The sequence below is a fragment of the Hahella sp. HNIBRBA332 genome (genome assembly GCF_030719035.1).
In the GTDB taxonomy this organism is placed as follows: Bacteria; Pseudomonadota; Gammaproteobacteria; order Pseudomonadales; family Oleiphilaceae; genus Hahella.
The window spans coordinates 5961427-5986818 of sequence record NZ_CP132203.1 but is presented as its reverse complement, the minus strand read 5'-3'; the positions used below and the strand labels follow the sequence as shown (position 1 = coordinate 5986818).

The 25392-nt window shown below is 51.3% G+C and carries 26 protein-coding genes, 4 pseudogenes and 1 other annotated feature; of the genes and pseudogenes, 18 read left to right on the top strand and 12 right to left on the bottom strand.

Annotation, left to right across the window (positions count from 1 at the left end):
- Positions 1-112: 112 nt before the first annotated feature.
- The 4 genes from O5O45_RS26430 to O5O45_RS26415 all read right to left on the bottom strand — a co-directional run bounded on the left by O5O45_RS26430 (position 113) and on the right by O5O45_RS26415 (position 1821).
- Positions 113-469, bottom strand: a complete 357-nt coding sequence (locus O5O45_RS26430) for a hypothetical protein (RefSeq protein ID WP_305902297.1) — start codon at positions 467-469, stop codon at positions 113-115.
- 147 nt (positions 470-616) lie between these two features.
- A complete protein-coding gene (locus tag O5O45_RS26425) occupies positions 617-898 on the bottom strand; it encodes a hypothetical protein (RefSeq protein WP_305902296.1) in 282 nt (93 codons plus the stop codon).
- Positions 899-957: 59 nt separating this feature from the next.
- Complete coding sequence (locus tag O5O45_RS26420; RefSeq protein ID WP_216740608.1) at positions 958-1233, bottom strand: hypothetical protein; 276 nt, start codon at positions 1231-1233, stop codon at positions 958-960.
- Positions 1234-1308: 75 nt separating this feature from the next.
- The gene (locus tag O5O45_RS26415; RefSeq protein WP_305902295.1) at positions 1309-1821 is read right to left on the bottom strand and encodes a DUF3489 domain-containing protein; all 513 of its coding nucleotides are present in this window, start codon (positions 1819-1821) and stop codon (positions 1309-1311) included.
- Between the two features lie 303 nt (positions 1822-2124).
- Between O5O45_RS26415 and O5O45_RS26410 the strand changes: the two genes are divergently transcribed.
- Together O5O45_RS26410 and O5O45_RS26405 are read left to right on the top strand one after the other, a co-directional pair.
- Positions 2125-2874, top strand: coding sequence for an IS5 family transposase (locus tag O5O45_RS26410; protein WP_305902294.1), 750 nt, complete (start codon positions 2125-2127; stop codon positions 2872-2874).
- A 33-nt stretch (positions 2875-2907) separates the two neighbouring features.
- Positions 2908-3405 (top strand): annotated as a pseudogene (locus O5O45_RS26405) (IS630 family transposase); the annotation flags it as partial.
- A gap of 176 nt (positions 3406-3581) precedes the next feature.
- Here the strand turns inward: O5O45_RS26405 and O5O45_RS32095 are convergent.
- Genes O5O45_RS32095 through O5O45_RS26395 form a run of 3 tightly spaced genes read right to left on the bottom strand, consistent with a single transcriptional unit; the run spans position 3582 to position 6188 of the window.
- Positions 3582-4016, bottom strand: coding sequence for a DUF7868 domain-containing protein (locus tag O5O45_RS32095; RefSeq protein WP_459077245.1), 435 nt, complete (start codon positions 4014-4016; stop codon positions 3582-3584).
- A gap of 26 nt (positions 4017-4042) precedes the next feature.
- Positions 4043-4771, bottom strand: a complete 729-nt coding sequence (locus O5O45_RS26400; protein WP_305902293.1) for a DUF2182 domain-containing protein — start codon at positions 4769-4771, stop codon at positions 4043-4045.
- A 16-nt stretch (positions 4772-4787) separates the two neighbouring features.
- On the bottom strand, positions 4788-6188 hold the full coding sequence (locus O5O45_RS26395) for a tyrosinase family protein (RefSeq protein WP_305902292.1): 1401 nt from the start codon (positions 6186-6188) through the stop codon (positions 4788-4790).
- 942 nt (positions 6189-7130) lie between these two features.
- On the opposite strand from O5O45_RS26395, the gene O5O45_RS26390 reads away from it, so the two are divergent.
- From O5O45_RS26390 to O5O45_RS26365, 6 genes are all read left to right on the top strand, one after another.
- Complete coding sequence (locus O5O45_RS26390) at positions 7131-8921, top strand: hypothetical protein (RefSeq protein WP_305902291.1); 1791 nt, start codon at positions 7131-7133, stop codon at positions 8919-8921.
- Positions 8922-9018: 97 nt separating this feature from the next.
- Positions 9019-10866 carry a hypothetical protein gene (locus O5O45_RS26385; protein ID WP_305902290.1) on the top strand — a complete coding sequence of 616 codons (1848 nt, stop codon included), beginning with the start codon at positions 9019-9021 and terminating at the stop codon, positions 10864-10866.
- A 13-nt stretch (positions 10867-10879) separates the two neighbouring features.
- On the top strand, positions 10880-13090 hold the full coding sequence (locus O5O45_RS26380) for an SAM-dependent methyltransferase (protein ID WP_305902289.1): 2211 nt from the start codon (positions 10880-10882) through the stop codon (positions 13088-13090).
- A gap of 20 nt (positions 13091-13110) precedes the next feature.
- Positions 13111-14700 carry a hypothetical protein gene (locus O5O45_RS26375; protein ID WP_305902288.1) on the top strand — a complete coding sequence of 530 codons (1590 nt, stop codon included), beginning with the start codon at positions 13111-13113 and terminating at the stop codon, positions 14698-14700.
- A gap of 4 nt (positions 14701-14704) precedes the next feature.
- Complete coding sequence (locus tag O5O45_RS26370; protein ID WP_305902287.1) at positions 14705-15340, top strand: phytanoyl-CoA dioxygenase family protein; 636 nt, start codon at positions 14705-14707, stop codon at positions 15338-15340.
- 189 nt (positions 15341-15529) lie between these two features.
- Positions 15530-16321, top strand: a complete 792-nt coding sequence (locus O5O45_RS26365) for a class I SAM-dependent methyltransferase (protein ID WP_305902286.1) — start codon at positions 15530-15532, stop codon at positions 16319-16321.
- A gap of 81 nt (positions 16322-16402) precedes the next feature.
- Here the strand turns inward: O5O45_RS26365 and O5O45_RS26360 are convergent.
- From O5O45_RS26360 to O5O45_RS26350, 3 genes and pseudogenes are all read right to left on the bottom strand, one after another.
- Positions 16403-16878: pseudogene (locus tag O5O45_RS26360) on the bottom strand (IS3 family transposase); the annotation flags it as partial.
- Positions 16879-16943: 65 nt separating this feature from the next.
- Positions 16944-18200: a group II intron reverse transcriptase/maturase gene (gene ltrA / locus O5O45_RS26355; protein WP_305902285.1), complete on the bottom strand. Its 1257-nt coding sequence runs from the start codon at positions 18198-18200 to the stop codon at positions 16944-16946.
- Positions 18201-18709: 509 nt separating this feature from the next.
- Positions 18710-19447: pseudogene (locus tag O5O45_RS26350) on the bottom strand (IS3 family transposase); the annotation flags it as partial.
- Positions 19052-19168, bottom strand: a sequence feature (AL1L pseudoknot). It overlaps the preceding pseudogene by 117 nt.
- Positions 19448-19484: 37 nt before the next feature.
- Between O5O45_RS26350 and O5O45_RS26345 the strand changes: the two are divergent.
- Positions 19485-19571, top strand: a complete 87-nt coding sequence (locus O5O45_RS26345; protein ID WP_305906250.1) for an HNH endonuclease — start codon at positions 19485-19487, stop codon at positions 19569-19571.
- A gap of 19 nt (positions 19572-19590) precedes the next feature.
- Here O5O45_RS26345 and O5O45_RS26340 read toward each other — a convergent pair whose 3' ends face one another.
- A complete protein-coding gene (locus O5O45_RS26340) occupies positions 19591-20091 on the bottom strand; it encodes a GNAT family N-acetyltransferase (RefSeq protein WP_305902284.1) in 501 nt (166 codons plus the stop codon).
- A 131-nt stretch (positions 20092-20222) separates the two neighbouring features.
- Here O5O45_RS26340 and O5O45_RS32055 point away from each other — a divergent pair.
- From O5O45_RS32055 to O5O45_RS26320, 5 genes and pseudogenes are all read left to right on the top strand, one after another.
- Positions 20223-20270: pseudogene (locus O5O45_RS32055) on the top strand (hypothetical protein); the annotation flags it as partial.
- A gap of 89 nt (positions 20271-20359) precedes the next feature.
- Positions 20360-20689 carry a hypothetical protein gene (locus tag O5O45_RS26335; protein ID WP_305902283.1) on the top strand — a complete coding sequence of 110 codons (330 nt, stop codon included), beginning with the start codon at positions 20360-20362 and terminating at the stop codon, positions 20687-20689.
- Positions 20690-21163: 474 nt separating this feature from the next.
- Positions 21164-21442, top strand: coding sequence for a hypothetical protein (locus tag O5O45_RS26330; RefSeq protein WP_305902282.1), 279 nt, complete (start codon positions 21164-21166; stop codon positions 21440-21442).
- A gap of 7 nt (positions 21443-21449) precedes the next feature.
- Positions 21450-21779 (top strand): hypothetical protein, encoded by a 330-nt coding sequence (locus tag O5O45_RS26325; RefSeq protein WP_305902281.1) that lies wholly within the window; start codon positions 21450-21452, stop codon positions 21777-21779.
- Between the two features lie 29 nt (positions 21780-21808).
- Complete coding sequence (locus O5O45_RS26320; protein WP_305902280.1) at positions 21809-22072, top strand: hypothetical protein; 264 nt, start codon at positions 21809-21811, stop codon at positions 22070-22072.
- Between the two features lie 16 nt (positions 22073-22088).
- Here the strand turns inward: O5O45_RS26320 and O5O45_RS26315 are convergent, their stop codons facing one another.
- A complete protein-coding gene (locus tag O5O45_RS26315) occupies positions 22089-22505 on the bottom strand; it encodes a glycine cleavage system protein H (protein ID WP_305902279.1) in 417 nt (138 codons plus the stop codon).
- 304 nt (positions 22506-22809) lie between these two features.
- Between O5O45_RS26315 and O5O45_RS26310 the strand changes: the two genes are divergently transcribed.
- The 4 genes from O5O45_RS26310 to O5O45_RS26295 all read left to right on the top strand — a co-directional run bounded on the left by O5O45_RS26310 (position 22810) and on the right by O5O45_RS26295 (position 25060).
- Complete coding sequence (locus O5O45_RS26310; protein WP_305902278.1) at positions 22810-23103, top strand: hypothetical protein; 294 nt, start codon at positions 22810-22812, stop codon at positions 23101-23103.
- A 190-nt stretch (positions 23104-23293) separates the two neighbouring features.
- On the top strand, positions 23294-23554 hold the full coding sequence (locus tag O5O45_RS26305) for an HNH endonuclease (RefSeq protein WP_305902277.1): 261 nt from the start codon (positions 23294-23296) through the stop codon (positions 23552-23554).
- A gap of 155 nt (positions 23555-23709) precedes the next feature.
- Complete coding sequence (locus tag O5O45_RS26300) at positions 23710-24297, top strand: ankyrin repeat domain-containing protein (RefSeq protein WP_305902276.1); 588 nt, start codon at positions 23710-23712, stop codon at positions 24295-24297.
- A gap of 28 nt (positions 24298-24325) precedes the next feature.
- Complete coding sequence (locus O5O45_RS26295) at positions 24326-25060, top strand: hypothetical protein (RefSeq protein ID WP_305902275.1); 735 nt, start codon at positions 24326-24328, stop codon at positions 25058-25060.
- Positions 25061-25392 lie beyond the last annotated feature (332 nt).

Here is a 25392-nt window from a genome sequence, read left to right as displayed (position 1 = left end):
AAAACCAAGCGCCGACGCTTGGCGTCCTTAGTTGTATTGTATCACCCGCGCGCGTTATTGGTGGGACGGGAGAAAAAGCCACCCGTGCCAGAGACGGGATGGCTTTTGATGGTCAAGCCGCGACAGCCTCGCAATGAATGACATACCCAACCAGTTCAGGCAACCCGTAAGGGATGCCGTGCTGTACGCTGGTGAATCGCCCGATGGTGCGTTTCATCCAGCTTTGGGTGGTTGCATCAATGGCGGCCTCAAGGGTAAGCCCTGTTAGTTGATTGCCTCGAAGCTCGTCTGCAAAGCGTCTTCCGTAGCGGCTATCCAAAAAGTTGCGGATGGATTCAAGCGGTTGCCCCGTTGTCTTCGAAATGGCTTTCATGGCCAGAGGCCAAGCGACACTGGCCTCCTCATTCATCGTTCCGAAGAAGCCCCAGGCGACGTTTTGGGTGGTGGGTATGCGTGTTGAGCGTTCCATCTTTAGACTCCTTTGGGTCAGTTTTTTGCGTCCCTAGTAACGCTTCATGTGAGCGGGAAGCCAAGTTGAATCTGGAGAGATAAGCGAGGTTTTTGCGTCAGGGGCGGCGAACGAAAAAAGCCGGCGACAGAGGCCGGCTGTAGGCGTTCAGGAGGGGCGATCAATCAGCCGCCAACACAGCTTTAAGGCGATGTCCTCCCAGGGGGCGATAAGGCGGCTAGCGTCTGATAGCAGGCCCAGGAGATGAAACCGGATCAATAACCGGGCGTCTTCGTCTTCCTCAAGTTTGCCCAGGTAGCGGGCAAGACGCTCATCTATCAGCAACCCCTGCAGCTTGGTGATCGCCTCGCGCTTGGGGAGCGGCTCCGACATCAGACGGGTCAGAGCAAGGGCTTTTTCTTCGGTGTGTGGTTGGTGGATGGTTTCCATTTGGGCTTCTCCTTTTTGTGGTGAGGCGGCTGTGGTGAGCCGCCGTATAGATGTTTGGGTCAGGCTTCAATGATGCGCTTGCAGATGGCGATGGCTGCTTCGTCCCAGGTCACGTAGGAGAGGTGCAGGTTGTCGAGCGCCCGCTCAAGGTGAAAGCGCACCAGGAGGCGGACATCTGCGTCCTCCTCAAACTCTTCAAAAAAATCAAAAAGGTCGTCGTCGCCGGTCAGGTGGTAAAGCATGTCGCTAGCGTCTTTCTTCAGCAGCGGCTTGGCCATCAGGCGTTCCAGTTTGGCGGCTTTTTCTTCGGTGTTTGGTTGGCTCCAGGTGCCCATTTTTTCGCTCCTTTGGGGTGGTTCGTGTGGTGTATGTACGCTTCATAGCGCCGGCGTAGCAAGTGATTTAGAGCGTTATGGATGGTCGGTTTTGGCGATGCGGTAGAGGCGCTCGCCGTCTGCGGATTTTTCTGAGATCACCTTGAGTCCCAGCTTCTTTTTCAGCGCCCCAGAGAGCGTTCCGCGCACCGTGTGCTTTTGCCAACCGGTAGCGTGGCTGAGCTGGTCGATGGTGGCCCCTTCCGGGCGCTCCAGCATCTGGATAACAAGGGCCTGCTTACTGTTAGCGCGGAGGCGAGATGGCTGGCGCTGTGGCGCTGTTTGGGCCTCGTCCCGCTCCGTGTCGAGGGAGTCAGGCGCGGGCTCTACAGGACTTGGCTTGGCGCGTCCCAGGGCCTCGTAGGCGGCGTCATCGACATGCCATGCTTCTCCTTCAGCGTGGATCAGGTTTCGCTGCATCAGGCCGGTCAGCACTTTCTTGCGCGCGCCGCCTTTGATGTGGTCTGGAAACCAGTCGACGCGACCCTCGCGGTGATCGATAGCGTGGGACAGAATAGCGTGTTGTGTGGGCGTCAATGTGTGACTCATAAAAAGCTCCTTGGCGGGTGGGTTAAGACGCCGACATGAACGCTTCATTCGAGAAGGAAGCCAAGTGGATTCAGCGTTATTTTTTCTGCTTCCACGAAGGCTTAAAGCTAGGGCTGGATACTATGTGAATCTGATATCTGTCTGCCTGGGGTTTCACGCCCCAGAAACCGGCGAAAAAAGCGTATGAGCCAAGGCGGAAGGGGCAGAGATCTACTAGGGCGTGTTGACGTTTCGTCATAGGTGATAGATAGGCGCAAACTCGTCATATTGCGGTTCCCACACCAACAACAAGACGAGTTTGCGATGCCCCGATTGATGCTCAGTGACGAGCTTTGGTCGAAGCTGAAAGAGATCATGCTGCAAGAGCGAATCTATAACAAGCCCACACTACGAATGATGGTGGAAGGCATGTTGTACCGAATGCGGACGGGGTGTCCCTGGCGAGACTTGCCAGGGCAGTTTGGCGACTGGAATTCGGTGTTCAAAAAATTCAATTCCTGGTCTGCCCAAGGCAAGTGGTTGAGGATCTTCCGGGGCTTGATCCGCGAGCCGGATTTGGAATGGGAGTTTATTGATGGCAGCTATGTGAAGGCCCATCAGCACAGCGCAGGAGCCTGCACGGAAGAGTCTCAGGCGATTGGTAAGAGTCGGGCGGGCAATACCACGAAAGTGCATCTGGCCGTGGATGCCTATGGTCTTCCTGTGGAATTTGAGATCACAGGAGGCGAAGTCAATGACTGTACGGCAGCGGCGGAGTTGATTGAAAAGCTTCCCTTGTCAGAAGCGGTTGTCGGAGACAAAGGCTACGACAGTGAACGAGTGCGGGCACAGATCGAAAGGAAGGGAGCCAGGGCCGTGATACCGAGAAAGCGAAACTCAGTCAAAGGCAATGACGATATGGATTGGGGTTTATACAAGTGTCGCCATTTGGTGGAGAACGCCTTCGCCCGACTCAAGCAGTACCGGGCCATCGCGACGAGGTATGACAAGTTGAAGAGGAACTATGAAAGTATGGTAGCCATGGCTTGTGGGTATTTATGGCTGCCGATGTGAAACGTCAACAGACCCTAGGGGGACGAGACAGGGCTTCGAAGCGACGCTCAACATGGGCGGGGCTATGCGCCGAAAGGGAAAACGCCGGTGATTCGCCTGAACGCCAAGCGTGAGTCGGTCAACATGATCTTGGCGATCAGCAACCAGGGCAAAGTGCGATTTCAAATCTATGATGAAACGATGGACGCGGACCGGTTGACAGGGTTCATGAAGCGGCTGCTCAAAGACGCCAAACGCAAGGTCTTCCTGATACTGGACAATTTGAGAGTTCATCACGCCAAGGCGGTGAAAGCTTGGCTTGAGGAGAACCGGGATCATATAGAAGTATTCTATTTACCCGCCTATTCCCCGGAACTGAACCCGGACGAGTATTTGAATTGTGACTTAAAAGCAGGAGTACACGGGGGTAAGCCGGCGCGAAGGAAAGGAGATCTGAAAAAGAAAACCCGATCACATATGTGCATGCTACAAAAGAAGCCTGCGAGGGTGAAGAAATACTTTAGTCACCCAAGCATCAAATATGCAGCATAAAATACCTATATCAATGCATGGTTAATATTAATGTGTCCGGGACTGTTAAACCACTTCAAACAATCTGGCTTTAGAATCGAATACTACGGGGTATGGCAATCATCAAGAAAAGTACAAAATTGTCCTGCCACCAACTTTTTTGTCTGTAGAATAGGATCGCAAATTGGCAAGAGAGGCTACTGTTCCTGTGGTATACAGCAAAGGAATATGAACTCCACCTCTATGGGTATTGGCTCGTTGGCCTGGTCCTGGGGTTTGATTTGTAGAGTCAGGTTATCTCTCTTGCTTGCCTCCTGACCAAGCAATTCTTTTATTGGAGACTCGATTTTTATTTTTAGGTTCATTCCCTCGTTGTTGTCCGGGTTTTTTGGCCGGACGGAAAAAAACGATAATGAGCCGATATAGTGGAGCGCACCTCCCTGTGTGTGTGCTACGAGAAACACATCGTAGTTAGGGCTGCCGGGTTCACCGAAGATGCGATGAAAGTTTAGGAATACCCGTGAGTTGTGCAAAGGCTTGTGATTGAAATGAGGTCGATTTTCCTCATACATTCCTAGCCGGATCTCTACCTCATCTCCCGACAAGGTTAACGGTCCAGGATGCTCGGCCATAATGTTTATGGAAGGTGATGCCATAATCAATTGAGCCAGATCAGTAATTGGTACACTGCTAGCGCACAGCACATCCAGGACACCAGTCTGGTTTCTCTGGGCAGAAGTATGCGTTCATATAACAGTACAGCCGTCACAATCATCATCAGCCACAGATTGTGCCCAGTGATTACCAGCGCCAACATGACATGAAGGCAGGCTTTTACACAACTGATGCCCTTGATTAGTCCAAAATAGACTGCATCCCTGTATGCATACCAGCCACTGATTCGCATGGGGACGCCGCTGCTGCAGGCAAAAACGGCTTTTCTTCGGGATGATGTATTGTTCCAGACCGCTGCCGCCAAAAAGGTAAGCGACCCAACAGGTAATGGTGAAATCACGTCATGCTCAATATAGGGCAGCTGAAAAAAAATTCCCCTGATAACCTCTACCACGGCTCCTGCGATCAGCCAGACGATTGAATACCCAAACACGAGAAGGGGCATCAACCTTAAGTGTTGATACCGAGGCATCATGATTTTCACCCGCCGGACTGAACCGCTGAGCATGGGCAGCATCATCGCTGAAACCATCATTAGCCAGGCCACCAAACTACTAGAAAGCGCCACAATGGGAGTGGCTGACATATGGTGATGTGAGTGTACGGACCTGCTCAGCTCAGCCGAAATCAAATATGCCCAGCTGAGCGCGCTCACCATGAAAAGCCACCAATAGGGATGAGCCGTTGTCAGACGGCTCATCCTGTCGCTCATGTCAGCATACCGTTCGCTAATCAATTTCACTGTGCAAACTGACCCTGCCAACGTTTATTTCGACATCGCTGTCCTGCTTTGACTGGGGGATCAATTGGACCCGAATTTTTTCTTCGTCCCAATCGTCACGCTGCCTGAGCTTGTTAATCGTGTCGGAAATATCGAGAGCAAAGTTCAAGCCGCTGCCATCACTCTCAACACTGGGAGTTGAGGCATTTTCGAGGCCAAACAGTCCAATACAACCCACGAAGTTTTCTTCGTTGCCTTCTTCGTTATCACGGTTTGTGATGAACAGATCGATCGGGGACGTTGCGCCTTTACCTTTCACGTTACTGATTCGCAAAATGGTTCTTTTTTCATCATCAGCTCTGGCAGACTTAAGGCGTGCGCCTCTTGCCGGCTGAGGCACCATGGTCAGATCCATGGGAGCCATATGATCGCCGACCGAAAAGCTGCCTGGGGTCGCACCAACAACATCCATTGGCGGTGCTGTTCTTCTGACGGGTTTGGTGGAAGGAAGAGGAAAGGACGGGGTATATACATAACCCAGTAATTCGGTCGTCTCCACGTCTTTGACCGCCATTTCGACAGGTTGGCCATTGCCGTCATGGAACTTGAAGCGGAAATCCTTCCACGCATTCACATCAGGGTTGGTGCGACCTGCCTGAGCCAGCCACACCTGCCACAGCCGGTCGATATTAGCATGGTGTAGCCAGAATATGGGGTCGAGAGCAGCCGTGTCGGGATTCCCCATGGCGCCGTTAATATCGGTATGCACAACGTTGTGTGGAAGACTTTCTAGTTGCCCAGTCTCGCTACCTGAGTGGGCGAATCCTGTGACTCCGCCGCCAAAGCTTATATCATTGCTGATACTGGTAAACTCCACTTCATTCATGGCTGGCCAGGGATTAACGTTGTTCTTGTTCAACACATAGTTGCGCCGGTTTTTTATCCATAAAGCGGCGAAGTCGGTATTGGGCCCCTGGGAAGATCCAAACTCAGGTGGGATTTGCAGGGCTTGTTGTTGCTCACTTGCCTGAGCGCTTGTGTTATATGCGTCGCAGTAGTTCCAATAGGGAAGTGTCCAATCTGAGGGCCCGCCCATGTCACGGATTGCCTTGGCGACAATCTCTTCGAAATAGAATAGGTACATGCGGTGCCACGGCAGGAAGTACCAGGTACCGTGCTGGCAACGGTTCCAGAAGCCGCTATTGACGGTCTGCTGGGATGGAGGAAAACCTGTGGCGTCTTGCCAGTAGGTTAAAGCACTGGGGTAGGTTGCGTAGCCGTGAATGGCTCCTTGGTACCACCAGCTGGTGGGATCGTTAATGTCCCTGGATTGCATTTCCTCAACGGCTCTTGAGTACCAGGAAAGCGTATCGTCTTGCAATTCGTAAACGTTTTGTCTTGTTTTCATGGTGTCCCTCCTTGGGGCGCAGTGCCACATCAAAAGGTAGTCCCAATGTATAACTACCTTTTGTCCGTTAAATATAGATGCTTTTTTAAAAATATTGGTGGAAATATGAGCACCCCATTGCGTCCCTTCATTTTAGTGGAGGGTTGGTAACGATTCATTAAACAGCCATAAGGTCATAGGGGGCCAGGGTTGGATACACATCATGAAAGGTGAGCATCTGACGGAACTCGTTGAGATCCTTTTCTGTCTTCAGAGATTTGGCTGCCTCGCGGGAAAATGCTTCTAGTTCATTACGGTTCACTGTCTACCTATGTAGTGGTCAACCAATCCCGGACATTGTTTTAAGTTTTTCTTCAGCTACAACAGGAGCAACTCCATCATTAAATGCATGAGGACTTTGTTGGGGGGGCAGCGCTTAGGAGCCACGCAGCTTACCTGACCGGCCCCGACCTGCAATGACGTAAGGGAAAGTGGCGTCTGAAACCTAGTATAACGTGGGTAAAGTGGGTGGATATTGAGAAAAGCGAGAGCTCTAAATCAGCCGATGAGGTGATAGACCAATTCATTGGGAGCTTCAAGGGAAATTCGGACTAATTAAAAAATTAAGATCTATAAAATTAGCCTGACGGCCTAATATAACCGGCCACGATCAGCCCATAAAAAGTAAGACAAAACTGTTTTAGTTTTTTATCCATGGCCGTCTTGCTTAAACCGATAATCCTGACTAAACAGTTATGACGCATCAGGGGAGTCATTCCTCTGACTAACCGCCGAAAAGTATGGCGCGTTCCCGCGCGCGCTTCTCAGGGACATGCGAGAGCAAACCGAATTTCCGCTGTTTTCTCGCGCCGTGAGTAAGGAAGCGCACGCACTGCCGAAAGGCGAAGTCTGTAGTACGAAGGACGCTTTCATTCACTACAACGCTTAACAAGGACCTGTACCATGTCAACAGCCGCTTCCACCACTAAACCAGACCAAAGCAAAGAGTGTGTGATCACCAATAACTGCACCTCTGACATCGTCATTTTGTCTCCCACTACCGCACAGGCTCCTGGCGACACCCAGAATGCCAGCGTTTACGATCAGGACCTGGAAATTCTCTCATTGCTCGAAGGCGGAACCGTCATCAGCCAGAACGGTTCTGGAACGGTGTACCTGGATCAGTATTACACCGATCCTAATACCAAACAGCAGCAGTATTCACTGGTTTATAACCTGCTGGCCAGCACCTCCAGCTGGTATTTCCCGGTAGACAATATCGGCGTCATGCAAAATATCTTCGGCTCGCCAGTCACCTTTCCGGCGCAAACAGTGACTGCAGACGAACAGCAGTCCATAGCCAATGCGGCCACGTTCTATCAGACCATCGCCGCCTACCCTACCTCCCAGTTAACCAAAGACTATGAAGCCGCCATGAACGGCGCGCAAACCACTGCCCAGGGTCAGGCGGACGGCAGCGCGAATTCTTCCGACAATGTGGCGAACTCCATCACCAATAGCGTCAATGCTTTCTTTGCGTCCACCAAGGGTTTCCAGAACGTCACTCTGGCTGGCCTGGTCGCGGTGGAGTCCTACTACAGCAAGTTTCCGTTCGTGTGGGCGCAATATGACAGCACGACCTATTACCTGTACAGCAGCGACAGCAAAACCACGTCCTTTGTGGGCACACTCTCTCTGACCAAACCGTCGGCGCTGGATCTCAGCAAACCCAACGCCGGCTACACTTGCACCTTTACCCCCGCAAAAGATCCCACTGACACCACCACCGTCGATGTGGACTCATCACAAGCCAAAACGCTGACTTACACCAACGCCTTATTTGTGGACAACGTGAACGCGGATATCCCGGATGTAGCGGTGAAAGGCACATTTCAATTGAAGCGCGTCTTCACCCAAAACCCGTCCGACACCCAAATCATCCCGGTCATAACCGGAACTATCGCCGGGGAGACTTGTATTGGTTTCGACTCTCCACAACTGAGCACCGACCAGAGCTCGGAATTCTGGAACACCCTGTTCCACCCGAAAAACTCCGCGCAAGTGTTCAATTCCATCATGACCATTGGCGGCGCAGTGATGATGCTGCATTTCGTAGGGTCCACTCTGTACGGTATCTTCAAATGGGTCAAAAACCGCGGCAAAGCCAAAGAGCCCACCACCGAGGATTTGTTCAAGCAACAGCAGGAAGCATTTGAGAAGGCCCTGAACGAGAAGATCGACACCGCCGTGCAGAAGCTCACCAACGGCAAACAAAACGCGCCGGAGGATACCGAAAGCGCACTGGAGGAGATCAATTCGGAACGGGGCTCCATCGATGACAACCTAAACGCCATCAACCTGGAAGAAGGCCTGAAAGTCGAAGCCAACACGCTGGAAATTCAGGCGCAATATGAAAGCGAAATGAACAGCCAACAGCTGGAACAACTGGAATCCAGCGCCACCAGTATCAAGAACTCCAATGACGCGCTGAACAACGCGACCGAAGAGAACCTGCACGATGTCGTCACCGAGCAGACCAGCGCCTTCAAGGAAATCCAGGCCAATACTTCCGCACTGACGGAATCCCTCGACAAGTCCATCTCCAGCGAGCAGCAGGCGCAAATCGAGAGCAATCAGGCCGCCAGCGAAAAAGTCAGCGAAGATATCGAGAATTCCGAGAAGAATGCGGAAGAGGACGCCTCCAACGACGATCCCAAAGCGGAAGACGAAATCAAGCCACTCGAAGATTTCTAAACACCCACTTCATTGACTAATGGCGACGGGATGCGCAGCGACGCGCATTCCCGTCGCCGCCTTTGTCACGCCCTACTCACGCTTGAAGGAGATCCGCATGGCCGCGAATGTGGTTAACATCGACAATCAATATAGCGAAGCTCTCGATATCTATACGTTTACCGTGCCTTCCGGCGCCTCGGCGAACAATCCCAGCACGATGTACCCGGTTTACACCAAAGTGGACTCCGTCGCCGCCAATTCCAAAAAAACCTATACCCCCTCCAACCCTCTGGAAAATCTGTCGTTTGCGCGCCAGTCGGACGGCATGCCGCTGCTGAATCAGGTCACCAATATCCTCGGCGACACCAATGTCACCATCACGGCGGACGACCTCACCAGCGCGCAAAAAGCCTTCGCTTTCTACCAGGCTTACAAGGGCAGTCCCTATAGCCCCAATGCGCTGGCGGTCAACGATATCATTCTAAACAACAGCGATCTGACGCAACAGAACCAAAAACTGAATCAATGGTTCTCCGATAACAATGTCGGCTTTGACTACAACACCTTTTCCTCGGTTTCCTATTGGGCGGAAAACGACGTACGCGCCTGGGCCGGCAGCGAAGGCCTGACCCTCTACTGCTACAACCCTCAACCGCCGCAACCCATGATTCCGCTGGTGCTGCCGAAAGACAGCAGCGGCCAGATTATTCTCGGCGCCGATGGCAGCGCTCTGTATCAACCCACCAGCGGAAGCACGGTGGAGCTGACGCTGAGCAAAGGTACGCTGACCTCCAACGGCGCCACCGACACCAGTGGCGTCAATCTCAGCGCGGTGATGCAGGACATGATCATGCATGGCGGCGACGCCGGCGTTTACGAACTGTTCTTTACCGGCAAAGTCGATGGCGACGACGTCATTGTCCAGCCCTATCAGGTTCCGCAACTGGCCTGGTGGATGTCCGCCTATGACTTGGCGTACACCGCTTACACCGCCATTAACATCATCATGATCAGCCAAACGGTCATCGCCCTGGCGAAGAACCTTCCCACGCTGTTCAACGCATTGAAAACCGGAGGCCAGGCGGTCATCAGCGCAGTGAAGTCCGACCTCAGCAACGTCGCGCAATGGATATCCAGTAAGTTCACCAGTGCGGCGGCAGACAACGGCGATCTGGTGAATGTGGACGTGGATACCGATGTAGACGTGGATGTAGATGTGGATGTCGATACCGACGTGGACACGGACGTCGATGTGGACGTAGATATCGACGTAGACATTGACATAGATATCGACGCCCTGGTGGTCGTGGACGTGGATGTGGACATCGACGTGGACATCGACACTGACGTAGACACGGTGGTGGACAATGTCGTCGACAACGTGACCGATATCGACACCGACATCGATACGGATATCAATGTCGACAGCTCGGCGCTGGGCTCGCTGGTGAAGAACATCGGTCAGTCTCTTTGGGCCAACAAAGGCGCTATTTTCAAGTTTGTCCTGAAAAACGCCGCCGTGATGGGGGGCATGACCGCCGCCCAGAAACTGTTGGGTATGTGGGGCAAAAAGGCCGGCGACAGCTATGCTGACGAACAGCCTTCCGAAGCCGCGCCCCTGGGCTTGCTGATGGATTACATGGAAAACCCCGCCAACACGATTCAGGAACGCTGGACCACCTTCTCTTATTACGTGGACCAAGGCGCCAGCGCTGACGAACAGAACATGGCGGTATCCGGCATCCTGTCCCTGAAAAACGACGCCGAGGATCAGGCCTTCAGCGCCTGGCGCTGGAGTCAGGACGACGAGAACGCGGCGGTCAACGCCATGGCGCAGTATTCCTCGCAAAGCGACTGGCCCAAAGCCTACACCACTCTCGCCAGCTATACCTACCAGGGCAAAACGCTGCCGTTGAAAGTCGGCGCCAGCGTCGCCCTGAAATTCGTCGCCAAAATTCTGTAAGGGAGAACGTCACATGGCGAGCGCTTATCCAAAATATGAAGATCATCAGAAGCACTGGGAAGAACTGGCTCAGGGCATCGCCGCGCTGAAGGAGACTGTGAGAGAGGTCGAGGAAGGAGGAATCCCCGCCGGCTCAAAACAAGGCGAGCTCATCATACTGGGGACCGGGATCGAAACCATTGGCATCTCCGTCGGCGACATCCGCCTCATCGAAGAAGCGGACAAAGTGCTGTACTGCGTCGCCGACCCCGCCACCGTGGTCTGGCTCAAACAGTTGCGACCGGACTCGTTGGATCTGTACGTGCTGTATGGAGAGGACAAAGTCCGCTACACCACTTACATGCAGATGACGGAAGCCCAGCTCTACTGGGTGCGGCAGGGACTCAAGGTCGTCGTGGTGTTCTACGGCCATCCGGGCATATTCGTGTTGTCCACGCACCGGGCGATCAAACTGGCGCGCCGGGAGGGCTATAAAGCCACCATGAAGGCGGGCGTCTGCGCGCTGGACACATTGTGCTCCGACCTGGGCATCGACCCTTGCTACCCGGGCCTGCAGACTCACGAAGCCACTGATTGCCTGGTCCGGCGTCGCCATTTGGACGCCAGTCTTCATGTGGTGTTATGGCAGGTTGGCCTGATTGGAGAAATGGGTTATCGCCGGCAAGGATACCTAAATAACAAGTTTTCCTATTTCATCCACTGGCTGCAGTCTATTTACGGAGCGGACTATGAAGTCACCCACTACATTGGCTCCCGTTATCCCACCATCGACCCGCTGATCGAAACCTATCGCCTGAGCGAACTGCATGATCCGGCGAATCAGGTCAGGATCACCGGCCTGTCCACGTTCTACATTCCTCCTATGCAGGTGGTCCCGACGGATTATCAGACCGCCGTCGACCTGGGCGTCATCGAGCCTGGGCAGAAACTGATGACGCCCCGCTCGCCCCTGCGGGAAATCGACCGCTATGGTCCCCGGGAAATGAAAGCCTTCGACGCCTTTAAGCGCTTTCGCATCCCCGCTTCCTACAAATGGCAGGATGAAACCGCCGCCAGTCGCTTCCTGATTGAACTGCGTTTCGATACGCGTTTGCAGGATCTGTATCGCCGCGATCCCGGCGCCGCGCTGCAAGATCCTCGTTTCAGCTCGTTATCAGATCGTGAGCGGGCGATGCTGGCGTCGCGGGATTCCGGCGCCATTCAAATCGCCGCCAAAGGCGCCTATATCCGCTCCCCCGCCACAGAAGCGACGGTGACCGCCTGTCTGACGCAAAAGTCCGTCGCGATGGAGCTGGTGAAAACACTTGGGGACCAGCCCAAAGCGGAAGCCAGAGCCGCCTTCGAGACCTGGTTGAAGTCGCGAAATTATCAAGTTGAGTGGGCGCATTTGGGCGGCGCCATTGATTTTATCTTCCGTAACAATCTGTTCCCCTGGACCGGGGTTTATATCGAGCCCGAACAGCAGTTTGTGATAACCATTATCGGCGCCCGCAAACAGCGTCATAAAAGCGTTATCTACATCAATGGCGCCCGCATCCGATCTTTTGCGTTTGACTCCGGAGCCATTCGCTGGAAGGCGAGCAGCCAGATCCCCCATCACGGTTTTCTGCGCCTGGACGTGGACGCCAACGGCGCACGCCGGCTGATCGGCAAGATCTGGAGCGACGCCAACAGAGACGGCGCCCAGTCCGCTTTTGTCGCTCTGGAAGCCAACCCTGAACGTAAAGCGCTAAGCGCCCAAGCCTGCAGTTTCAACGGATGTGATGACCTTGGCGCCATCTATGGAGAATACGCCGTTCGCACCGATGGACGCTTTTACCGGGACATCAACGAGGTCAAAGTGTCGGAGACCGGTTTGACGATTAACCAGCGCGTGGTTCCAGAGTTCTCTTTCAACAGAGGGACACTGCGCTGGCGCGGCGGCGACAAAGCCTGCTACGAAGGGGAAGCGACCTTTTTGCGCGATCCCATCATCAACTCCATTGAGCTGTACGGCGCAACCCGTTCCCACGAAGAGAAAGGCGTTTTCACTTGCTACGGCTCCTCCATCTCTCCAACGACGCCCGATTATTGCGGACCGACTCTGCCTGACTGGGCAGCTCGCCACTTGGCGGATATCGCGCACCACAACAGCCATAAGGGAGGATTGCTGTTATGGCATAAGTGGGAAAAGTTCAATCTCACCACTTTTATCGTCAATCGCTACTTAACCCATCTTCTTTAAACCTTGAGGAGGAATGCGCCTTGAACGCCACACACGAACTCAGCGATCACCTCGAAGCGTCAGAAAATATCGCCAACGTCAGCCAGTTAGCGGGCGTCGTCGCCAGCCTGCCGCAGAACGCCAGCACCACTCATTACGGGTCGGACGGCAAGCAAATCGCGTCCTATTCCAAAACCAGTTATGCCAACTTAAAACTGTCCCCGCAGGGCGACATCCAGGGCGGAACTCTGAGCCATACCGCAACGGACGCCAATGGCAATGCGCTGAACAGCTCCACCCTCGTTTTCGCCAACGGCAATGTCTCCACGGCCAAAACACAAATCAACAATCGCTTCGCCAGTGGCGTCGCCAAGCAGGTGGAAGCGGATTTCAGTAATGTGAAATGGACGCCGGCCACCACCATTCACAGCGGCCAGGTCAAATTCACCTCCCGCCGGGGTGATTCTCAAACCCTGCGCAGCGACGGCGTCGTCACTTACGCCAATGAGCTGATAACGAGCGGATCGTTTCGCCATTACTCGCCGGAGGGACAAGGCGGCGTAGAGGGCTATACGGACATCGACTACAGCAACACCAAGTTCGTCGGCGACCGTATTACCGGCGGTTACTTCACCGTCTCCTCCAAGAACGCCGCGCGCGCGGAGAACTCACAATCCAATGTGTTCATGAACGCCAGCGGCCGCATAGACCAGATTCACACCAAAAATTTCGACCCGACATCCGCCGCAATGAAGTCACAGGTCTTAACGGAGTTTCAAAACACCCAGTTCAACGCCCGTAACGAAATCGACGGCGGCGAAGCCCATTACAGCATCAGCGATCCCAACGGGGTCTTGCAGAACAAAACGGTGGTGACCTATCGAAACGGCGTCCCGTCAAATACCGTCACGCAAAACTACGCTAACAACCAGGTCCTCAGTAAAGTGGTTTCATCATACGAAGGCGCGACTTTCGACAATGAACTGAGAGCCATCAACAGCACGGTTCATACCCGGGAATACAACGCAGCGGAAAAGCTGATGTCGATGACGGACGCCAGTTACAACGCCAGCGGCGCGCCCACCAAAATTCAAAGCCGAACTCTGGACCCGGACACGCAAACGCCGCTATTTCTGATCGAAACTGACTACGCCAACACTCAATTTAACTATCGCCGCAAACCCATTGGCGGTCACGCCAAAATCACGACGACCAACCTGAAAGACTCCAGCTCCATCGAAACGATCAAAACCTTCACCTCGCCCACGGCGGCCAGCGCAACTGCCCACGCAGAAGAACTGATGGCGACGTCAGCGCAGCCTTCCGCGCCCCAGTACCTGACCCACACCAGCACGATGAAAAACGCAGAGGGCCAAACTACCGCCTATAAGAAAACCATCACTCGCAGCGATGGCTCATTACTTAAAACCGTGGTCACCAATGTCACTGACGATAAGCCGACTTCCGTTGCCGTGACACTCTACGCCGCGGACGGCAAAACTGTGGCAAAGACTTACGCCATGGATGTCAGCGGAGTTGCCGTCAGTGCAGGAAAAGTCAGCGGCGCGATGAAGATAACCACCAAGTTTCGCGGCCAGACCCTCAGCAGCGAAAGCACCCTGGAGTTTTGATCTGATGCTTAGCCGCGCCCTGACACTGACTTACGATACGGAGCAGTATCCGTTCCAGAAAGTGTTGTCGCACTATGTCTTTAAAGTGCGGCGGCTGGACCAGTTGCATGTGGCGTGGCGGCGGCAGAATCACCGGGAGAAACTGCACTATCAGGACAACATGGCGCTGCGCAGGCTGATGCAGCGCCTACCCGATGACGCCCTATTTTATAAGGTGTATCACGCCTGGATCGCCAATGTGCTGGCGCCCCGCTACGGCGGCAAGATCAGTTACTCCGCGCATCCGAAAATGCGCGTGCATCTGGCTGGAACTGGCTGTGTGAGCGACTTTCACCGTGACGCGGATATCACCAGCAGACTGGATCAAATCAACTGCTATCTACCCTTCACCGACGTCTTTGAAACCTGCACGGTATGGTGCGAAGAGCGCTACGACAGTAACATCTACCAGCCGCTCACGCTAAAGTATGGAGAGGCCTTGTTGTGGGACGGCGGTTTGCTAAAACACGGGACATACGCAAATCAAACCAATCAGACTCGCGTAAGTTGCGATTTCAGGTTCAAGGCGAAAGCCCCAGACCGGGTCCGTTCACCTTGGAGTGATGTCCTGGCTGACCGTCAACCAGCAGATAAAGCCTGAAAGAATACTTAAAAGCCCACACTAGGCGTACCTTTCCTATCAACACAGTTTGTCTCAGGTTGCCGTTGGAGATACCGCCAGGAGTAGCAGGGGCGATCCAATGACATTAACTTTCTTGGGATAACGAATTGGGGATGTGTGAGCACAACACTAGGGTTTATTAAGCTATATAGGACAATGACGAATAATATGACAGTCGATTTTTCAAATGTCGCCAACAAATACCACAAATTAGGCGTTAATCAGCAGTCAGCTGGAGTTAAGTTAATCAATCTGCTTACTTTATGCGGGAGTGAAAGTGTCATCGATATTGGTTGCGGAAATGGCCGACTTACATCACTTTTGGCGAAGTTGACGACAGGGAATGTTGTCGGAATAGACATATCGAAAGGAATGATTAAGTCCGCAAGGGAGTTCTTGCCAAGAGGGCGCTTTATAGAAGGTGATATTGAAACGCTTCCTTTAGCGTCATCAGGGAAATTTGACGTGGCTTTTATCAACTCTGTAATGCATTGGTTTCGAACGCCTGAGAAGACGTTAAAGCGTATACAGCAGCTGTTAACATCCAGTAGCTGTTTGGCGGTTCAAACGCCGCTAAAAACATGGTGCCCTGAGTTACAAGAAGCGATAGAAAAGACAGTTAAAACTAGCCAAGTATCACATGCATATAGCAACTATCACTGTCCGTGGTTCCATTTGAGGAGTGCTGATGAGTATGTTGAATATTTTAAAAATCTAGGCTTTAACGTAGGTTATGCTGAGGAGGATAGCGTTTTTACTGAGTTACATAATCCTCTAAAACTATGGGACCTGTTTGAGTCTGGACCCGCTCACGCATATTTTGATCCAAATAACTTTTCAGCCCCCATGCCAGCCAACCTTCCGGCTACATTTAAGACGGTTTTTTGTTCAATTGCAGAAGGTATGGCCATTAATAACGCGGAATATAAAAGAGCATTTTTTATTTTACGTGTCGCCTGATAAGTATAGGCTCAGGAGCCGGTTTCTGGCCCTACTTGAACTTGAGTCGCTCCGGTTTTGTCGGAGGCAATTTTATTTGAGTCATGCAACTGCAGACTCGGCTTGTTGATAGTACAGGTTTTCGTATTCGACAGGAGGCACATCTCCTATCGACGGTAACAATCGACGATTGTTGAACCACTCCACCCAGGTGAGGGTCGCCTGTTCTATTTCATCCAGCCCTTTCCAGGGCCTTTTTTGTGGATAACCTCCGCCTTGTACAAGCTGTTGATGGTTTCCGCCAGGGCGCTATCGTAGGAGTCTCCTACGCTTCCGACAGAGGCCTTAAACCCCGCCTCAGCCAGGCGCTCAGTGTACTTGATCGACAGGTACTGGCTGCCGCGATCACTGTGATGAATGACCCCCTTGGGCTTTCCTCTCGCCCACAGCGCCTGCTCTAAGGCGTCAAGCACAATATCTGTCTGCAGACTTTTGAGCACACGCCAGCCTAAGATATAGCGCGAGAAAACGTCCACAACGAAGGCCACGTAAACGAAGCCTGACCAAGTTGCAACGTAGGGGTGAGTAGGCCGGCGGACTCTCACCGCCAGCCCCTCGCAGAACCGTACATGACACTCTCGCGTCATACGGCTCCCATCATTCGGCCTTTTGCTTGGTTACTCCAGTGCACGAAGGCATGCGGGTAACGTTGTTTCAGTGTATCAAGGTATCGCCATGCTCTGGTTTTGCGCCTTGCGAAGGATTTGAACTTGCGCATTAGCCACCGAACCAGATATCCATCGAAGCCCTTACCAACAGCCTCCAGCTTTGAACGATAGAACCGTCCATAGTATTGCCACCACCCTCTCAGTACAGGGTTAAACATACGTGATAAATCCATCAGCGACTTGTCGTTCTTTAACTGCAAGCGCCAACTACGGATTTTCCGCCGCATGTCTTTCAAGGCTGCTGGACTGACTGCCGGTAAGAAGTTGACGTAAACGCGCCCGTATTTGTCCACTGCTTTTCGAGGACGAAAACTGTAACCCAGAAAGCTGAACTCAATGCTCTCGTGATTGGTCGTACGATTGACATCCTTACAATACACAATGCGCGTTTTCCCCGGATGGATCTGCAAGCCACAGTCAACCAATCGCCGACTGACTTGGGCAAGCACCCATTCAGCTTGACGCTGGCTTTTGCAGTGGATCACACCATCATCCGCATAGCGACACAATCGCACGCTTCGACAGCGCTCTTTGATCCAACGATCCAGTGCGTAGTGCAGAAACAGGTTGGCTAGCACCGGACTGATCACACCCCCTTGAGGGGTACCCCGATCGCGTTGCTGTTCTTGCCCATCTGGACCTACCATCGGCGCTTTTAACCAGCGCTCAATGTAGAGCGCCACCCAAGGTATCTGACAGTGGCGTCTCACCGCACGCATCAGCAGGTCATGGTCGATATTATCGAACAACCCTTTGATATCAAACTCAATCACCCAATCATACTCCCAGCATCGCCGCCGCACCGTCGTCAGCGCATCATGCGCTGAACGATTGGGCCTATAGCCGTAGGAGTTTTCATGGAAGATCGGCTCTACCAGGGGTTCAAAAATCTTCTTCGCCACTGTCTGCGCGATACGATCCGATACCGTCGGGATACCCAGAACACGCTCGCCGCCGCTCTTCTTTGGGATCGCGACACCCCTGACCGCCGGAGGAAAATAGCTCCCCGACGACAGGCGATTCCAGATCCGATAAAGGTTCGGCCCCAAACGCTGCTCAAACTGCTGCAGCGACTGTCCATCGACTCCCGCTACTCCTCGGTTCGCTCTAACATCTTTGAACGCCTCCCAAACTAGAGACTTCTCAATCACAAATGGCTTTGCCTTACTCATCAGTTCATCCTGCTCGCGCAGTTGACCAACAAGCTCGGCTGAATGACGCCGCCCCTTCGCTCCACGGCCATTACAGCCCCTTCAATGCTACTACGAGCGGCTCCGCCCCTTGATGACACATCGGTACTATCGGCCTCGCCTTGTGAGCTTGTGCTTTTCCCTTGGCATTGCCATCGAAGGTTCCCGCAGTTCCATGAGAGAGCCCAAAACAGGATCACGCCGCCTCTCTGCCGGATACCATGCGGCCCATCAACAGGCACTGTCCGCACTGATCCCGGAGCAACATCACTCCCCGGTTTTGGTATCATCTGAGTGGTTTCGACAATTGAACGGCGGTTCACGGTTGTTCGTCTTCCTGTTTCACACCTGACGCCTTATTGGCGCCTTTTCCTTATTGCTCACGACCACGGCTTTTGGCCATCGCCGCATAAGGTGGTTTGTCATCAGCACCTGTATGCCGATGACGAGGGGTCACAATCCCTCATCTCTCCCGCAGCTTGCTGCGGCACACTGATGTCTGCGACCCACAACTGGTTCGGACGCTCAGCGCTGAAGTTGCGATTAACCAGATCCAGCGGCTTGTCGGCCAGTTCATCGGGAATGGTGGTGCGACAGGACTTACCGCGCCGCACGCCTTCCAGCCCCATTTCCCCCATCAACCGGACGACAGTGCAGCGCGCCACAGTGATATCCTCGCGGTTTAGCTGCTTCCAGAGCTTGCGGGCGCCGTAGACCTGCAAGTTCTCTTCGTGCTCTCGTGTAATCTCCGACTTGAGTTCTTCATCCCGCTTTGCGCGATCACAGCGCTGTTCAGGGTTAGTGCCCAGATGTTTACGGCGGTAGTATGTGGGCGGAGCCATCGGCAAGACTTTGCAGATTGACTCGACACCGTGCGCTTCCCGTTCCTGGTTAATAAACTCAACCATTACTTCGGTTTGTGGTCGAGCTCCGCCTGGGCGAAAAAAGCCGCCGCCTTTCGCAAAATCTCATTGGCGCGTTTAAGCTCACGGTTTTCTCGTTCCAGCTCTTTAAGGCGGGCGGCGTCCTCGCTGGTTGTTCCAGGGCGCTTACCTGTATCCACTTCCATTTTGTTGATCCATGAGCGCAATGTCTCAGGAGTGCAATCTATCTTTGAAGCGACAGACTGTATCGCCGCCCAGCGGGATTTGTGTTCGTGTTCGCCGGTCAACACCATGCGCACAGCGCGTTCACGCACTTCAGGGGGAGTATCCAGATCGTTCGTTCATAGGCTAATTCTCTCAAGAAGATTAGCCTCCGCCAAACCTGGGGCGATTCAGTGGTGATGATCAAGCCAAAAACCTGCAGGCCATTTGCAGGCTTTGCCACAGCCATAAAACCGCGAATGAATGAGCCGGTTGCGCCCAGGTCATTAAAGCGCTACTGCTTCAACCACAAACTCATAAAATCCTTCTACTTCTGGTGGCGATATCTCACTGACAGACCTAAATGGCAATTTATGGAATATGCGCTTCCAAAATGCTAACGCCAGTGTGTCGCCTTGATAAACGGAAATATGCCACGCCTTATCTTCTCTGAAAACCATGTTTTTAATGGCGAAACTGGCTACTCCACGAGATCGGTATTTTGGAAGAATGAATAAGTCTGCAAGCTCCAGAAGCTCTTTCCCTCTAATCTCTACGGGTTCAATGGTAAGGAACCCGGCGACAGACTGATCTGAGAGAATTAAGTAGACCTCGCATTCTTCTTTAGCTTCAAGAGTGGCCATAATGTAGTCATCGTCGATATCGAATAGGCCGTTGTGATCGATATCCTCATGTGTGTAATAGGAATTATGGTATTCGTAAAACTGCCACAGCATGCGTAATACGGGAAAGTCTTCTTTCTTCGCCTTTCTGATAGTGCTGCTCACTATAATTCCTTGTGTGTAAGATGTTGAAATAGCAGGCAATAATACCTGATTGGTAGACCCTGGCGTACCAGTGCGGCCACTGAAGTGGATCACACCCAGCGCAAGGCGGCGATGACCGGGAGGGGAATCTACAAGGGATATGCCATATGTGCCATCGACAGAAATCGGTTAGGAAATAGATATCAGCGGTGATGTATGAAATGAGCCATACTGTTTTAAAAGGAATGCCCCCGTTGTTTGTCCGTCGCTGGCGATGGAAATAGAGGATATGAAGACTCACTTGATAGACCACGAATGGTTTGCTTTGTCAGAAAGCCCTTTAGAGAGAGATAAAATGCTTGCTCTATTGGACGCCAAAATTGATCAGGTTAACCAAATCGCAGATATTATCGATATCCGCCAAGGGCGCGAAGTGACGGAAAGGGCCTTAAGTCGCGCAACGCTGCTAGGCGCGTTATTAAGTTGTAAAGACTGCTTGAAGGACGTGGAGCCAAACTTTCACGCTGACGTGTTTTGGGGAAGATTTGCCTATGCGACGGCGATGCTCATGGACGCCGAAAAAAGGATTGATCTTTTTTTTAGCCCACTTGAGCTTTAGTGAGCACGGCAAACCCCATGATACTGATCCATACTTCGACGCTGTTGTCCTATAGGTCTTATGTTCAGGAGGAAAGTCGTCTAAAGAATAGGCGACAATGACCTATCTTTTCTTTATAGGTGAGAGACACTTGGAGAGATGAATTGTCTTGGGATACAAGCGATGGCTTGATTAGCGTATATGGGGAGTTTCCCCTGGATTCAAAGAGTCCTCCGCAGATTGGGGACCATGTCACGCTTTCTGCGTGTAATGGAGTAGTGTGGGTTACGGTATGTGTGTTATCCAAGGATGGAAACGAGATGAGAGGGACTGTAACTGAAGTTTCTGGGGATGTAGATGCTGACTGCCAAGTTGGAACGCTGATTAGTTTTACCATGGAGAATGTCAGGATACTGGCGCGCCAGAGTAAAGAATAGCGCCACATGGAGCGGTTAAACGCAGTTGTGCAAATGGATTAATAGTCGGAGGTGCGGAATGCGCTTTATTGACAAGGAATGGACCTTATGCGGAGTCAAAAGAAACGAGCCTGATGATGTGCTTGAATGTTTCGTTAGGAAGTCGGTGAGGCTGAAGGAGCTGGAGATGGCGGCGGAAACTATGCCGGAGATGCTTCCCCAAATCAGGTCTTGCCAAGGGGCTTTAAATAATCTCAAGCTGCATGTTGGCGAACCCAATTACTATTTTTTTTATCATCTTGCGGATGTTGAGTTAACCAAATTGGACCGGATACTGCTGGTAGAAGGCATAGAGTAAAAGAGCAATGAAAGCGCCCCTCGTTGATAATGCATGGCAAACCATAGGAGAGGAACAATTTAAACCTTGTCAGGCGCTGAAAGGGGGAGTTGCAAAGATGAAGCAATTAAAGAAGGTGACATCGGTCATCCAACAAAATGAAGGAAACCAAAAAGTAGAAAGCGTCCTTCGTTATACATGTTTAATGCATGCTTTGTCGAAGTGTAAAGACGCTATAGAAGATGCGAAAGATCCTATTTGTGAAGAGCGATTCCGGTGCTTGCATGCTCATGTCACGAGTGAACTATTCGAAGCCCAACAGAAGGTTGACTCTGAACTTGGGCATTTAGACTTATAACTCTCATTAGGATGTGAGAGGGAGGCGAAATGGATATACCCATCCTTAAAGTGTACTTCGAGATCAATGTCGATGCCGTCACGGGTGTATTTGAGCGTTCTTATCTATTAAGCAAGGAAAGCCATGACATCACCTCAAAGCTGGCGGAGGCGAAGATGAGGCTTGCGAAAAAGAGAAAGTGTCAAAGTGAACACCAAGTAAAGGTGCGGACTGAAACGGAAGTTGAAGCTTTACGGCGGTTGGGTGCTCTTGAACGCTCTTGTAATTGTCATCCTGCTAACGGCCACAGGTAGGAAGGGCAGATTTATATCAGGCTCTGACATGCCGTGGCAGGCTTTCAATTTTGGACTCAATGAACGCTTGATATTGGTCGGCGGTTAAAAGGCGCCGGAGTTCTTGCGGCTCTGATATCTTCACAATGAATAGCCATCCAGTTCCGTAGGTGTCTTTGGCTATGTCGCTGGAAGTTAAACCATCATTTGCGGAAACGATATAGCCAGACAGCGGAGTTATAATGGGAACCTTGCCGCCTGACTCCGTGACTACCGCTCCTACTTTGTCATTAGCTTTGTAGAACCGCTCATAGTCTATGGGGACATCAGCAAGGAATGCTGCAGCAACTCTGCTTGTATGCTCTGTAATGCCTACCAAGCCAAATCCAGCAACAGTTCGAACCCATTGATGATTGAGGGAGTAACGTAGATGGCGGGGAATCATATGGGACATATTCATAAGATCCTCGGCATAAGCGCCGGGTAGCAGACAATAGATGTCCACCCTGTCACAGCCGTGTGCTCATACCCTGATTCAGGCTAACCGGCTTAGGGAGATTAGAAATAAGCATAGCTCAGCGGGTGCTGATTAGAAAGCTATGATGGAAAAGAAAATATCGTGAAAGTTTTTAGTGGCGAGAAAGAGTGATTTTTTGCCCTCTTATTTGGCTATATACGGCGTTATGACAACTCAATCTAAGCAAACCGCACAGCTTGATGTTGGTTAGCTACAATTGAGAGATTAGGAGGTATAAATAATGACGAAGCCTTATGTCGACTTTGAGTGGGCTATTGCGGGAAGCATTGATACTCCTGAAGAGAGTGTTATGAACTCTATTATTAATAAGCTTGTTCAGCTTTCTGAGCTTACTGTTGCTGCTGAAGGTATGCCGGACATTATACTCCAAATTCAAACCTGCCAATGCGTCTTAAACAATCTGAGGATGCATGTAGGGAAAGCAAGCTTTGATTACTATTTCAGTATCGCAGATGTTGAGCTAGAAAAGCTGGACGGCCTGCTTGAGACCGAAGGGCCAGTCACTAGGGGATGAGGCGAATTGGTTAAAAAGTGATTGATAGGCATAATCAGGAAGGAGCATAGTGGATCAAGTTTCTGACACCTGAGCACTAAACTGAATAGTAATACCACAAACCTCGCTAAGGCCCTGCAATGACAAGGGCTGCTCCAATACCATCCGGCATAAATCCCGATACTGTGAGAGGCTCGCAGACAAGCGAGAGGTGACACGTTGGGGAGTATGGCAACAACAGGAAGGCAGCGACACCCAACACGGTTATGGCTGGCAATGGCGTAAGCTTAGAGCGCGAATACTGAGGCGGGATAACTACTTGTGTCAGGAGTGTTTAAAGGCAGGGCGTACCAGTGCGGCGACGGAGGTGGATCACATTAAGCCCAAGGCGCAAAGTGGTGATGACCGGGAAGAGAATCTACAAGGGATATGCAAAGCCTGCCATAGGCTCAAAACCGTAGTTTCCTGCTAAAGCTCAGGTTTTTCACCGCTTTGGCGTTAAACGGAAAGGCCAAAACTTTAGATGGTGTTCTATACTCATATTTGGCTGAAATGGTGGAAGGTAACGGGGCAGTCTAATTAGCTGGAGCAATCACTAATAGACTTGAACGAAGCAGGCTTCACTTTATGAGCATCATAAACACCTACTTGAGAGCTAATCTGGCAGCTGCCCTGTTATTAGTTTTACTTATCCTAATGGGGTGTGAAACCCGACAGCCTCTGATGGAGGCGGCAATAAGAGGAGATTCGAGATCGGTTCAGCTACTGAGCCAAGATGACGTCAATCAAAAGGATCAAATGGGACGAACGGCCTTAATTTATGCTGCTAGTCACGGCCATCTACCGATTGTGCGCGACCTTGTTGAAAGGGGAGGCAATATTAATACCGTTGACTATTCGGGGCTGACGCCACTAATGGCTGCGGTTTTATCTCACAGAGTTGCGGTAGCAAGGTATTTACTGGAAAGGAAGGCGGCGGTTAATGCTCAAGATGTAACCGGCACCACTATCTTGGTTTACGCGATCAATACCAATGTACCAGAGATGGTGCAACTTTTACTCCGGTATGGGGCGGACCCAACCCTTCTTCCAGCAAAGGGAACACTCGCCGATATTGCTGATAATAAGACTGCGTATGAGCATGCTGTTCTAAAAGGGAACGAAGAAATTATCCGATTAATAAAGGAAGCAGAGAAAAAGAAATTGTCTCAGTAGCAGAGAATCCTCATTTATAGGGGTAATCATGAAACACTTAATCAAAACTGCGGTTATTCTTCTTTTAGTTATAATGATTAGTGCTTGCCAAAAGACTTTGGTTAATCAATTAAAGAGTGGCTACTCAACAACTTTAGCGATATCTAGTTCAGAGATGACGAGTGTTGAGTTAGAAGGTAGAACTTTTGATTTCGGATCAGTTAAGGTTGATTTTAAGGCGCAATCTTCGAAGGCGAATAACTTTATTCCTGACAAATTTTATGCTGCGCTACTTGAACATCAATTGTTGCTAGCGACGCAGAGAGGATTGAGGGTAGGCGTAAAGCCTGCATACATATTCAATGTATCAATTAAAGAAATACTATTTAAATCTGAACCAAAAATAATTCCTACTTTGTCTTATCTAAGAGTAGAGCTATCGATATTAAGGCCGGATTTAACAGAAGTGATACGAACTTCAATGCTGCTTCGTGATATCGTTGAGCCGGATAACTTTGCGGCACAATTTCTCACTGCACAAGAATACTCGATAATACCGGAGAAAGGTGTATATCATGCAGTATTAATCCCTTCTACAGCAATAGTCATTACAAAGGTTCTCATTGGACTTCAGCAAGGAAAGCAGTTAGATGAAATAGTTATTGATGACGGTCGGCCTTATATGGCAGAGAGGCTATTGATAAGTAATGATTTTGGATTGAAGCCGATGACAAGATACGAAACAGAACAGATTATAGGCTTTTCAATTTATGAGAGGGACTGAACTTTGTTCAGGAGGGGGGCGGGTTAAATCTCTGATACCTGAGCCCTCAGCACCGCACCACTAAGTCTTTTTTTATACCCGCGAAATTATAAATTTTAGATAAAGGCATCGGCAAGATGCAATCTGATATCGCTACTATCTTAAAAGACGCGGATCTCGTTAGAACTTTTACCTCTGTTCGCTCGGTGGGACTTTCGGATAATAAGCACTGATGAAGACTTATCAGGTTGACTTCGCAGGAATGTTGTCTAGTCTTGACAATAGGAGCTAAATTTGGAGGGACGTGGCGATATTATTTTAACTGCTAATGCATAGCTGAGTTGTTCTATATG